This window comes from Sphingorhabdus sp., from assembly GCF_044239005.1.
Lineage (GTDB): Bacteria > Pseudomonadota > Alphaproteobacteria > Sphingomonadales > Sphingomonadaceae > Sphingorhabdus_B.
This window is the reverse complement of the sequence record NZ_JBIICH010000074.1, coordinates 1-11,277: the sequence shown is the minus strand read 5'-3', so window position 1 is coordinate 11,277 and position 11,277 is coordinate 1. Positions and strand designations below refer to the sequence as shown.

Annotated in this window: 11 protein-coding genes and 1 other RNA gene; 8 read left to right on the top strand and 4 right to left on the bottom strand. The window is 54.5% G+C overall.

Annotated elements, in window-relative coordinates:
• Positions 1-806 (top strand): glutamine synthetase family protein (locus ACILQA_RS07170; protein WP_395629078.1); only part of this gene is annotated, 806 nt, incomplete at its 5' end.
• Here ACILQA_RS07170 and ACILQA_RS07165 read toward each other — a convergent pair.
• Positions 803-1,153 carry a PilZ domain-containing protein gene (locus ACILQA_RS07165; RefSeq protein ID WP_395629077.1) on the bottom strand — a complete coding sequence of 117 codons (351 nt, stop codon included), beginning with the start codon at positions 1,151-1,153 and terminating at the stop codon, positions 803-805. The two genes, ACILQA_RS07170 and ACILQA_RS07165, sit on opposite strands and share 4 nt — an antisense overlap.
• Before the next feature lie 114 nt (positions 1,154-1,267).
• On the opposite strand from ACILQA_RS07165, the gene ffs reads away from it, so the two are divergent.
• The 5 genes from ffs (at position 1,268) to ACILQA_RS07140 (ending at position 6,538) form a co-directional block, all read left to right on the top strand.
• An RNA gene (ffs, locus tag ACILQA_RS07160) (signal recognition particle sRNA small type) lies at positions 1,268-1,362 on the top strand.
• Positions 1,363-1,468: 106 nt separating this feature from the next.
• Positions 1,469-3,187 (top strand): DNA polymerase III subunit gamma/tau, encoded by a 1,719-nt coding sequence (locus ACILQA_RS07155; protein WP_395629076.1) that lies wholly within the window; start codon positions 1,469-1,471, stop codon positions 3,185-3,187.
• The gene (locus ACILQA_RS07150; RefSeq protein WP_324477398.1) at positions 3,184-3,519 is read left to right on the top strand and encodes a YbaB/EbfC family nucleoid-associated protein; all 336 of its coding nucleotides are present in this window, start codon (positions 3,184-3,186) and stop codon (positions 3,517-3,519) included. Before ACILQA_RS07155 ends, ACILQA_RS07150 begins: the two co-directional genes overlap by 4 nt.
• 154 nt (positions 3,520-3,673) lie before the next feature.
• Positions 3,674-6,073: an endopeptidase La gene (gene lon / locus ACILQA_RS07145; protein ID WP_395629075.1), complete on the top strand. Its 2,400-nt coding sequence runs from the start codon at positions 3,674-3,676 to the stop codon at positions 6,071-6,073.
• Positions 6,074-6,265: 192 nt separating this feature from the next.
• Entirely contained in the window at positions 6,266-6,538 is a 273-nt protein-coding gene (locus tag ACILQA_RS07140) for an HU family DNA-binding protein (RefSeq protein ID WP_324477394.1), read from the top strand.
• Between the two features lie 182 nt (positions 6,539-6,720).
• On the opposite strand, the gene ACILQA_RS07135 is transcribed toward ACILQA_RS07140, so the two are convergent.
• From ACILQA_RS07135 to ACILQA_RS07125, 3 genes are all read right to left on the bottom strand, one after another.
• Complete coding sequence (locus ACILQA_RS07135) at positions 6,721-6,960, bottom strand: hypothetical protein (protein ID WP_395629074.1); 240 nt, start codon at positions 6,958-6,960, stop codon at positions 6,721-6,723.
• 635 nt (positions 6,961-7,595) lie between these two features.
• Positions 7,596-8,027, bottom strand: coding sequence for a hypothetical protein (locus ACILQA_RS07130; RefSeq protein ID WP_395629073.1), 432 nt, complete (start codon positions 8,025-8,027; stop codon positions 7,596-7,598).
• Positions 8,028-8,134: 107 nt separating this feature from the next.
• Positions 8,135-8,842, bottom strand: coding sequence for an AbiV family abortive infection protein (locus ACILQA_RS07125; protein WP_395629072.1), 708 nt, complete (start codon positions 8,840-8,842; stop codon positions 8,135-8,137).
• A gap of 414 nt (positions 8,843-9,256) precedes the next feature.
• Here ACILQA_RS07125 and rpsB point away from each other — a divergent pair, with 414 nt between their 5' ends.
• Together rpsB and tsf are read left to right on the top strand one after the other, a co-directional pair.
• A complete protein-coding gene (gene rpsB / locus ACILQA_RS07120; RefSeq protein ID WP_183940311.1) occupies positions 9,257-10,066 on the top strand; it encodes a 30S ribosomal protein S2 in 810 nt (269 codons plus the stop codon).
• A 149-nt stretch (positions 10,067-10,215) separates the two neighbouring features.
• Entirely contained in the window at positions 10,216-11,142 is a 927-nt protein-coding gene (tsf, locus tag ACILQA_RS07115; protein ID WP_395629071.1) for a translation elongation factor Ts, read from the top strand.
• Positions 11,143-11,277 lie beyond the last annotated feature (135 nt).

Sequence of the window (11,277 nt, the reverse complement as noted above, 5' to 3'; positions counted from 1 at the left end):
TGTATGAAACCTGCGATATTCAGGGGCTTCCACTGGAATCCGCGATATCCGAATTTGCGCCGGGGCAGTGCGAACTGACCTTGCGTTACAAGCCCGACGTGTTGCGGGCGTGCGATGATGCAATCATTTACAAACGGGTGGTGAAGGCCGTGGCGCAAGCACATGGTCTGGAAGCGACCTTCATGGCGAAACCATTCGCTGAACAAGCAGGCTCCGGCATGCATATCCACGTGTCGATGAACGATGCCGACGGGAAAAACCTGTTTGCATCGGATGATCCCGAAGGCACGCCAATGCTGCGCCATGCCATTGGCGGTATGATTTCAGCGGTGGGCGACTGTTTTGCGCTATTTGCGCCGCATGCAAACAGCTACCGCAGGTTCAAGGCGAACAGCTATGCGCCCGTCGCGCCGACATGGGGCGTCAACAACCGCACCGTTTCGTTCCGGATACCGGCCGGCCCGGCGGCAAGCCGCCATGTTGAGCATCGCGCATGCGGCGCTGATGCCAACCCCTATCTGGCTGTCGCTGGCGTGCTTGCGGGCATCCATCATGGCATCGTCAACCAGATTGATCCCGGCCCCGCAGTCGTCGGCAATGGGTACGACCGCGACAGTTCAGCCGATGATAAGCCGCCAAGCAACTGGTTCGCTGCGGTTGACCGCTTCCATGGGTCGAAGCTGATGCGCGAATATCTGGGCGAACGCTTTGTGGACATGTTCACGATCGTCAAACGCGTCGAGCAGGACCGCTATTTCGGTCAGGTCCCGTCAATCGACTATGACTGGTATTTGCGAAACGCTTAACTGTCCTTTGCTGGAAAGCCGGCGAGGATATTCTGCATTACCGCAGGGTTAAGCAGCGTGTCGAACGCGCACCCAACCATCGTGCCATCGTTCCAGACGATTTTTGCCTGAAGCGCGCTCAGCCCCGGTAACGTCAGCCAGACACGCGTGCCTGGGCTCATAGCCGTCAATGCCTCACAAGCAACGCCGGACAACGACAGATCACGGACGATGACCGCAAAGCCACGCGATCCTGACGGTCGCATTGACGCTGGAATATCAAGCCGGACGCGCGGCGCGCTGCGGTCTTCCAGTGCGGCGTCTTCATATCGTTGGTAAGATTTTATCTGCGAGGGTGCTTGGACCATGGCTTCCTCTTCTGCTGTGACGGTCAAAGCTTATGGAATTATGGTAAACAAATGGTTAACCGACATTCGTTTCCGCCCCACTTGCATTTAGCCGATGTCGCGGCCATATGCGGCGTGGGAGTCGGATGGACGTGGCACTCGCCAACCTGGTCAGATCCTGACGGAAGCAGCCACAACGAATTCGCTGCGGGTCATCCGGCTCCTACTTTTCCCCGCCTTTTGTTTTAGAAAACTTCGACAAAGGTCGGTGACCGTCCTATCGTAACGATGATGCCCGATTCCAATCGCCCAGAATTCGCAGAACGCGACCCGGATATGCCCGATGATGCTTTGGGACTTGGCTTGGATTTGCCGCCCGTAGCGCAACCGACAGCTCCTGCCGCACCCACGCCTTCAGCGCCAGCAGCTGCGCCGGCGAATGCCGGCGGCGCGGCCTACCGCGTACTGGCCCGCAAATACCGTCCCCAGACCTTTGCCGAGCTTATCGGCCAAGATGCGATGGTGCAGACGCTCGGCAATGCGATCAAGCGCGATCGTTTGGCGCATGCCTTTTTGATGACTGGCGTTCGCGGTGTCGGTAAAACCTCGACGGCGCGACTGATTGCCAAGGCGCTGAACTGCATTGGTCCGGACGGGCAGGGTGGACCGACGATTGATCCCTGTGGCGCTTGTGAGCCTTGCGTTGCTATCGCCGAAGGCCGCCATATCGATGTCATCGAAATGGATGCCGCAAGCCACACCGGCGTTGATGACGTGCGTGAGATTATTGAGGCTGTGCGCTATTCCGCTGTTTCAGCGCGTTACAAGATATACATCATCGACGAAGTCCACATGCTGTCGAAAAACGCGTTTAACGCGTTGCTGAAGACACTTGAAGAGCCGCCCGGCCACGTCAAATTCCTGTTTGCGACGACCGAAGTGAACAAGGTGCCGATTACCGTCTTGTCGCGGTGCCAACGGTTCGACCTTAAGCGAATTTCCACCGCAAAACTGGCGGACCATTTCGCGGACATCGCCGCCAAAGAACATGTTGAGGCCGAGGTTGAGGCGCTGACATTGGTAGCACAAGCCGCCGAGGGCTCCGTGCGCGACGGTCTGTCGATACTGGACCAAGCCATTGCGCATGCCGACATGGAAGGTGATGGCAAGGTGACGGCCGCGCAAGTGCGCGATATGCTTGGCCTGTCGGATCGCGGCGCAATCCGTCGGTTGTTCGGCCTGATATTGGCGGGCGATGCACAGGGCATGCTGGCAGAAGCCTGCAGTCAATATAATCTGGGCGTAGAGCCATTGGCGATGTTTGCGGGGCTTTTGTCCGAAGTACACCGGCTGACGCTCGCAAAAGTCGGCGCACCGCGCGATGGCGCTTTGGATGCCGATGCTGCTGCATTGGTGGAAGAGCATGCGGATCGTCTGTCCTTTCCCGTCCTGCACCGTTTGTGGCAGTTGTTGCTGAAGGGGCAGGAAGAGGTCGCGCGCGCGTCCGTGCCGCTCGATGCTGCGGACATGGCGCTGCTGCGCGTTATTCATGCCGCGACACTTCCCGATCCCGGTGAGTTGGCCAAGATGATTGGGCAGGGTAGCTTTGCTGCGCCACCGGCCTCTGCGGCCACTGGACCCAGCGCGCCACAGTCCGCGACAGTGCAGACGTTAATGCCCACCGATTTCCATGCACTTTTGGATCGTTTGGCGCGCGAGGGTTTTGTCGGTCTGGAGATGACGCTGCGCGATGTTGTCCGTTTGGTGGAATATGCGCCACCGGTATTGGCATATCAGTTGGCCGGGCCCGTTGCGCCCGGTTTCGTTGCGGAACTGCGCGACGCTCTGGCGAAGGTGACCGGTACGCGCTGGGACGTTGAAGAGCGCGCTGGTGAGGCTGCGCCAAGCTTGTTGGAGCAAGAGCAAGCGAAGGCCGACGCTGAAAAGCGTATGATATTGGAGTCACCTCTGGTCAAAGCGGCGTTTGCTGCGTTTCCGGAGGCGGAGCTGCTCGACAGCGACGCTCATGACATGAAATGGAGTAAGAGCGCATGAAAAGCATGGAAGACATGATCAAGGCCGCCCAAGAGGCAGCTCAAAACATTCAGCAGCAAATGGAACAAGCGCAAGCAACGCTCGACACCATTCATGTCGAAGGCCAGTCGGGCGGCGGTTTGGTGAAAGTCCGCGCAACGGCAAAAGGCCGCATCCTGAACGTAGCAATCGATGACAGCCTGATCGTTCCTGCTGACAAAACGATGCTGGAAGACCTCATTACCGCAGCATTTAATGATGCCCGTGAAAAAGCGGATGCCGCAAGCAATGCTGAAATGGGCAAAATGTCGAGCAGCCTGCCTTTGCCTGCCGGGTTCAAACTGCCGTTTTAATTCCGCTATTATCGGCACCATTTTCCATTAAACCCGTTTTTTCCCCAGCAAATTGTGCTTTTGGGGCCCAGATGCATTGAAAGCCTGCGCAGAGCGCTCATATTGCGTTGGAACGGGCGTGCCGCATTTTTGCGCGACCCCACTTGGAGTATCTATGGATCTGAACCTTCCTTTATTGCCGCTGCGCGATATCGTTGTTTTCCCCGGTATGATTGTTCCCTTGTTTGTGGGTCGGGATAAGTCGGTCGTCGCGCTGGAAAAAGCGATGGCGGCGAACAAGGAAATTTTCCTCGTCGCGCAGCTTGACCCTGCCGAGGATGATCCCGGCAAAGATGATTTGTACGATATCGGCGTAACCGCAACGATTATGCAGCTGCTGAAGCTGCCCGACGGCACTGTGCGTGTTCTTGTCGAAGGCAAGCAGCGGGCGCAGCTGCGCGATTTGGTTGAGCACGGCAGCGAATATGTCGAAGCGGCAGTATCTCTCGTTGTCGAACAAAATGCTGAAGGTCCTGAAGCCACCGCGCTGATGCGTTCGGTCGCTGACCAGTTTGAAAATTATTCGAAGCTCAATAAGAAAATGCCCGCCGAAACCGCGGTGCAGCTTTCGGAAATCGAGACGCCGTCGGCACTGGCGGACGCCGTTGCGGCCAATATCCAGTTGAAGGTATCGGATAAGCAATCGCTTCTGGTTGAAGCAAACCCGCTTCGCCGGTTGGAAATGGCGTTTGCCTTCATGGAAGGCGAATTGGGCGTATTGCAGGTCGAAAAGAAAATCCGTGGCCGCGTGAAGCGCCAAATGGAAAAGACCCAGCGCGAATATTATCTGAACGAACAGATGAAGGCCATCCAGCGCGAGCTGGGCAATGACGATGGCGAAGGCGGCGACGAAGTTGCCGAGATTCAAAACAAAATCGACACGATGAAGCTGTCCAAGGAAGCAAAGGCGAAAGCCAATGCCGAATTGAAAAAGCTGCGCGGCATGGCACCCATGTCGGCCGAGGCGACCGTCGTACGCAATTATCTCGACACGCTTCTGGGCATACCATGGGGCAAGAAGTCCAAGCTGAAGCGCGATATTGCCAAGGCGCAGGAAGTTCTCGACGAGGACCATTTCGCTTTAGAAAAGGTCAAGGACCGCATCGTTGAATATCTTGCGGTGCAGGCGCGCACCAACAAGCTTAAGGGCCCAATTTTGTGCCTCGTCGGCCCTCCTGGCGTGGGTAAGACGTCGCTTGGCAAATCGATTGCGAAGGCAACGGGGCGTGAGTTCATCCGTCAGTCGCTTGGCGGCGTGCGTGATGAAGCGGAGATTCGTGGCCATCGCCGGACCTATATTGGTTCGATGCCCGGTAAGGTCGCGGCCAATTTGAAAAAGGCGGGGACTATGAACCCGTTGTTCCTGCTCGACGAAATCGACAAGCTTGGGCAGGATTTCCGGGGCGATCCGGCGTCTGCATTGCTTGAGGTTCTCGATCCGGAACAGAACAATAAGTTCAATGACCATTATCTCGAAATCGACTTGGACCTGTCCGACGTGATGTTCGTGACAACGGCCAACAGCCTCAATTTGCCACAGGCGCTTTTGGACCGCATGGAAATCATCCGGTTGGAAGGCTATACCGAAGACGAGAAGCTAGAGATTGCGAAGCGACATTTGCTCGACAAGCAAATCGAAGCTCATGGGTTGAAGCCGGAAGAATTCTCGGTCAGCGATGATGCTCTGCGTGATCTGATCCGCTATTACACGCGGGAAGCCGGTGTGCGTACGTTGGAGCGCGAAGTCGCAAAGCTAGCGCGTAAGGCGCTGCGCCGCATCTTGGAAGGCAAAGCGACCAGCATTGCCATTACGCCTGAAAATCTCGCAGATTTTTCGGGCGTCCGTAAATATCGCCACGATATGGGCGAGGAAGAAAACCAGATTGGCGCGGTTACGGGACTGGCTTGGACCGAAGTTGGCGGTGAACTGCTCACCATTGAGGCTGTGACTGTCCCGGGTAAGGGCCAGATCAAGACCACTGGTAAGCTGGGCGAAGTGATGAGCGAGTCCATTCAGGCTGCTTTGAGCTATGTTAAGGCGCGCGCGCCGAGCTATGGCATTAAGCCAAGCCTATTTGGGCGCAAGGATGTCCACATTCACCTTCCCGAGGGCGCTGTGCCCAAGGATGGTCCATCGGCGGGCATCGGCATGGTGACATGTATTGTCTCGACGCTAACCGGAATTGCTGTGCATCGTGACGTCGCCATGACGGGTGAAGTTACCTTGCGCGGACGCGTGCTCCCCATCGGCGGGCTGAAAGAGAAACTGCTCGCGGCACTTCGGGGGGGTATCAAGACGGTGCTTATTCCGCAGGAGAATGAAAAGGACCTTGCGGATATTCCAGCCAACATAAAAGAAGGTCTGGAAATCATTCCTGTTAGCCATGTGGATCAGGTGCTGGCGCGTGCGCTGGTGTCGCCTCTGGTGGCCGTAGAATGGACCGAAGCCGATGAACTTGCCGCGGCCTTGCCGCCTGCAGTTGGCGGCGAAAACGGGGCGTCGGTGACCCATTAAAGGGTAATAAATGCCTTTTGATTGCACGTTGTGGGCAAAACTTGCCGTTTTTCACAGAAAATGACGGTTTTGGGCGGATTTTTCCTTTGACAGTACCATCAATGTCATCATTATCGCCCGACCGGCTCACGCCGCGACTCAATTACAGAATAATTTGGGTTTTATACAATTTTTGAGAGGGGGGTTCCCAATATGAACAAGCAAGATCTCGTCAATGCAGTTGCAGAAGCAAGCGGCCTGACCAAGGCAGATGCTGGTAAAGCAGTAGAAGCGACCTTTGAAGCAATCACTGGCGCGCTGAAGAGCGGCGGCGAAGTACGTCTCGTTGGTTTCGGCACATTCGGCGTTGCAAAGCGTAAGGCTTCGACCGGCCGTAACCCACGCACTGGCGAACCAATGACCATCAAAGCATCGACTCAGCCTAAGTTTAAGGCTGGCAAGGCGCTTAAGGATGCCGTCAACTAAGACAGGCCAAATCTATTTGGGAAAAGGGGCGGGGCGAAAGCACCCGCCCTTTTTTTATGCCCGACGCCAGCAGGCATGGCCGCTGTGCAACATGGCAAATATAATGCACACACAGAAACGCCGCCATGACGGCGGCGTGATGATGCAGCCGATAGCCCGGCCCGTTTGCGCAGTAAAATCTGTTAAGCGGCGAGGCGCATTTCGCCAATGGCGCGGCCAGCGACCGGGAATGCGATAATCGTTGCAGGGGTGCGACGACGCATGTCGCCACATGTGATGCGCCGTTCGCGTGCGACTTCGCCCGCAAATTCCATTTCGACGACTTCACGTATCCGCGGCATGGCGTTGCGCACTGTTAAAAATATTGTGCCGGCTGACAAGCCAAGCGCGGTCACAAAAAGAAGGGAAGCTACGATAGTCATGGCACTGGTCCTTTCTGTCCCCCGCCAAATTATTTAGCGGGCTATGCTGGCCCGGCATGGGCAGCGTTTGAGCCATTGTTCACTATTTGTTCTATCTTGTCAAGCATGTTCTCACCGCCGAAATAACGTGGAGTATTTCGGGGATTGGCTGTGGATAACTTTCTTTGACGCTCGCGGTGCGATGCCATGGAAAGCTATAATTTGGTGCGTGGTTCTCATGCCCCCCTCGTCATCCTGAAACAAGTTCAGGATGACGAGGGGGGAGTTTGTTCAACACGGGGATGGGGCGTTTGTCCGGAAATGACGCGTGGGTCACCGTAATTCTGTTAGATAAAATGGGCGCCCAACAACAAGGTCTGCCTAAAGTGTGATCCACATCAAAAATGGAATTAGAAAAGTCACAAGAGCATACAATGCAACCTTGGACGGGTTCTCTTCCCAATTGTCCCTGATTTCATCCAGTATGCCCATCCCTACTGCAGCCGACAGGCAGAATACGATCCATGCAATGCCGAGGATAACTGTCAGTGTGTCAGCCCAATCCGAACCCATTTTTAAAATCCATATCACTCGTTGTGGTCGGTTTGCCCCGTAGTCGCACTATTCTGTAATTCCATGGCAACGGGACCAACTTGCTAGCGCCGAGCGGCAGTATAGAATTCAGCGATACCAGAACTCAAGTAACCCATCATAAAATTTTGCGTGTCACGGCAGGCCGTCTTGGCATTTGCTCTTTTTTTCGAATTATAAATGCGAAGGAAGGCTTCGCCGCCATCCCTTTGCATATTTTTTATAATCGCAGGCTCCTTAATCCGCCGAAATGCAATCCGATCTGAAGGTGACAGAAGCTTATTGATATCGTCAATTACAAAGTCCTGCATTCTTCTATTTTTCGTTCTCATACCAAACATAAGGTTCGGACAAGCTGTTTTGTCGAAAAAATAATCGATAGCTACGGCCATACCTATATACTTCCCTACAGCCGAACCCACTTCTCTGGAATCATAGGCAGCAGCCGACGATGACGCAGCGAAGCAGATTATGATCGCTTGTATAAGAAACTTCATACAATTCTCCGAGGTTGTCCTTGGCGACAAGCTAGTTTTGCCAAATCAAGTGTATGCCGACTATTGTGATACAGTCAAAAACCAACTGCTGCAGCCCCTTCAATTTTTCAATCTTCAAAGCCAAACAACCACCCGATCATTTCTTCAGCATTTTCTTCCAAGATTTGATGGTCCCGCTCAGACAATTTCGATCTTATGGCCCTCGCTTGCCCCATATAACGTTTCAAGTTTCCATCACTTAAAGCAAATTCCAGGTTCGCTGCCGAGAGCTGAGCAAATTTTCGCACACATTCTGCAAGCTTAGGATCTACGCCATCTCGTGGGGATTGAAATTTATTGCCGTTTATTAGGCTCACGTAGAAGCCCGACTGTTTCCAACGGTCTAGAAACTCGAAGTTTTCCTGCCCTGCAAGGTCCAGAACCTCTTGGCCTGCTTGCTCCCAATTTTCGTGCCCCATCGCCAGAGCTCTTCGAAATATCTCTAGCTCATTGAAGCGTGGATCGGATCGAGCCACTATAGTCGCAAGCGTTGAAATCATCGGTACTGCAGCCAGCTTAACGTTGTGGCTCTTCAACGACTTGCCGAAATACTCCGCCTTGGTTCCGTCAGACTTGGCAAATAGGAGCCCGTCTATAAAAAACATTTTCCCCATTTCTTCCAGCGCTAGGACAGACATGGATAGGCATGGGGCGTAGTATCTTTCTGCCGAGAGCGTTTCGGCGGCCCCAGCCAAGTCAATCGCATTGCGAGAGCAAGCTTTGAAACCGTCTTCAATAAACGATAACGCTTTACTGTATTTGCGATTGCTAGCCACGCCGCATTGCTCCCGTTTTTGTTCGGAATTGGTGTTTCAGTTACTGCCAATCACCTACTTCGCATTTCAAATCATGAGTTTCGCAGATCACAATGGCGATACAAGCAGAACCGACTTGCTAGATTTATAGAATTACGGTGACAGTGCACTTAATTCTCCCTGCGTCGTAGGCCTCGCTTTTGAGCGCGAGGATCGTGTCCACTCAGTGCTTTGATATGCTCCATGAATGCATCACTGCCAAGGGGGCGCCCAACATTTGGCCAACGGCGGGTGTTTGTTCTTGACGAATCCCCACCGCGGCTATAACGGCCCGCTCATTCCACATGGGGAACGCACATACCGGTGCTGATCTTTGTCTTTTAGGCAACAGTGACGTTCTAGTTTCCCAGAGGCTCAACCGGAAGGAGAAGTACCATGGCGGCACCTGTCGTAACCATGCAGCAATTGCTTGAAGCTGGGGCCCATTTCGGCCACCAAACACACCGTTGGAACCCGCGTATGAAGCCGTATATCTTCGGCGCGCGCAACGGCATCCACATTCTCGATCTGTCGCAGTCCGTGCCATTGTTCGCACGTGCGCTTGATTTCGTTGCCCAGAGCGTTTCGTCGGGCGGCAAGGTTCTGTTCGTTGGCACAAAGCGCCAGGCACAGGGCCCAATCGCTGACGCAGCACGCGCATCGGGTCAGCATTTCGTCAACCACCGCTGGTTGGGCGGCATGCTCACCAACTGGAAGACCATTTCGAACTCGATCAAGAAGCTCAAGACGCTTGAAGAGCAGCTTTCGGGCGACACGCACGGTTTCACGAAGAAGGAAATTCTTCAGATGACCCGCGAGCGCGACAAGCTTGAAATGAGCCTTGGCGGTATCCGCGACATGGGCGGCATTCCTGACGTGATGTTCGTCATCGACGCCAACAAGGAAGAACTCGCCATCAAGGAAGCCAATGTTCTTGGTATTCCTGTCATCGCGATTCTCGATTCGAACGTATCGCCAGACGGTATCGCGTTCCCGGTTCCTGCAAATGATGACGCAGCGCGCGCCATTCGTTTGTACTGCGACGCGGTTGCCACTGCGGCAACCAAGGGCAACGTAAATGCTAAGGTTGCCAAGGGCGTTGACCTTGGTGCCGAAGTTGAACCAGCTGCTGAACCTGCATTGGCCGAAGAAGCTGCACCTGTAGCCGAAGTCGCTGCAGAAGAAGCACCAGCTGCCGACGCTTAAATAAAGCTTGTGTCCCCCCGACTTGTTCGGGGGGCCATGGTCTGAAATATCGGTGTAAACATCGTTCTCGGATCATATATTCCCGCTTTCACGGGAGTGACAAAATTGGCGGCTATGGATGCCGCTGCATTCATTCGAAAGGACAAAATATGTCTGCAATTACAGCTTCAGCCGTCAAGGAACTGCGTGAGCTTTCCGGCGCCGGCATGATGGACGCCAAAAAGGCGCTTGAAGAAACCAATGGTGATATCGAAGCCGCAGTAGATTTGCTGCGTGCCAAGGGTCTTGCCACTGCTGCCAAGAAATCGAGCCGCACGGCCGCCGAAGGTCTTGTGGGCGTTGCCGTTGAAGGTACCAAGGGTACCGCCATCGAAGTCAACAGCCAGACGGACTTCGTTGCGAAGAACGAACAGTTCCAAGAGTTCGTTTCTGCCGTCAGCAATATTGCATTGAGCCTGAGCGCAAATGACGCTGAAGCGGTTTTGGCGGCGCCTTATGGTCCTGGCGAAACCGTTCAGGATCGTTTGACCAACAACATCGCAACCATCGGTGAAAACCAGGTTATCCGCCGCGTTAAGTCGCTTTCGGTCAGCAATGGTCGCGTCGTGTCTTACGTGCACAACGCTGCTGCGCCTGGCATGGGCGGTATCGGCGTTCTCGTGGCGCTCGAAAGCGAAGCAGACGCTGCAACGCTTGATGGCCTTGGCAAGCAATTGGCGATGCACATCGCCGCTGCATTCCCGCTTTCGCTCGACGAAACCGGTTTGGACGCAGAAACACTGGAGCGCGAGCGTGGCATTGCCCGTGAGAAGGCTTCGGAAAGCGGCAAGCCTGCAGATATCGTCGAAAAGATGGTTGAAGGCGCTGTTAAGAAGTTCGCAAAGGAAAATGCTTTGTTGAGCCAGCCATTTGTTATGGACGGCAAGACACCGATTTCCGACGTTGTTGCCGCAGCTGGTAAAGAAGCTGGCAAGCCAATCGTGTTGAAGGACTATGTCCGCTTCCAGCTTGGTGAAGGCATCGAAAAGGAAGTGTCTGACTTTGCAGCTGAAGTGGCTGCTGCGGTCGGCGGATAAATATTCTTGGCTTCCCCGTCACATGACGGGGATAAAGCCTTGGCGATGTGGCGCGCGGCTCCTATAGCTGGGCGCCATTATTGTATCGGGACGAGGGACATTATGAGCGCGCACGGCTATCGTCGTATATTGCTT

Excerpts from the sequence above, each read along its gene's own strand:
- ACILQA_RS07165 (WP_395629077.1), bottom strand. The coding sequence starts at position 1,153 with ATGGTCCAAGCACCCTCGCAGATAAAATCTTACCAACGATATGAAGAC.
- ACILQA_RS07155 (WP_395629076.1), top strand. The coding sequence starts at position 1,469 with ATGCCCGATGATGCTTTGGGACTTGGCTTGGATTTGCCGCCCGTAGCG.
- ACILQA_RS07150 (WP_324477398.1), top strand. The coding sequence starts at position 3,184 with ATGAAAAGCATGGAAGACATGATCAAGGCCGCCCAAGAGGCAGCTCAA.
- lon (WP_395629075.1), top strand. The coding sequence starts at position 3,674 with ATGGATCTGAACCTTCCTTTATTGCCGCTGCGCGATATCGTTGTTTTC.
- ACILQA_RS07140 (WP_324477394.1), top strand. The coding sequence starts at position 6,266 with ATGAACAAGCAAGATCTCGTCAATGCAGTTGCAGAAGCAAGCGGCCTG.
- ACILQA_RS07135 (WP_395629074.1), bottom strand. The coding sequence starts at position 6,960 with ATGACTATCGTAGCTTCCCTTCTTTTTGTGACCGCGCTTGGCTTGTCA.
- ACILQA_RS07130 (WP_395629073.1), bottom strand. The coding sequence starts at position 8,027 with ATGAAGTTTCTTATACAAGCGATCATAATCTGCTTCGCTGCGTCATCG.
- rpsB (WP_183940311.1), top strand. The coding sequence starts at position 9,257 with ATGGCGGCACCTGTCGTAACCATGCAGCAATTGCTTGAAGCTGGGGCC.
- tsf (WP_395629071.1), top strand. The coding sequence starts at position 10,216 with ATGTCTGCAATTACAGCTTCAGCCGTCAAGGAACTGCGTGAGCTTTCC.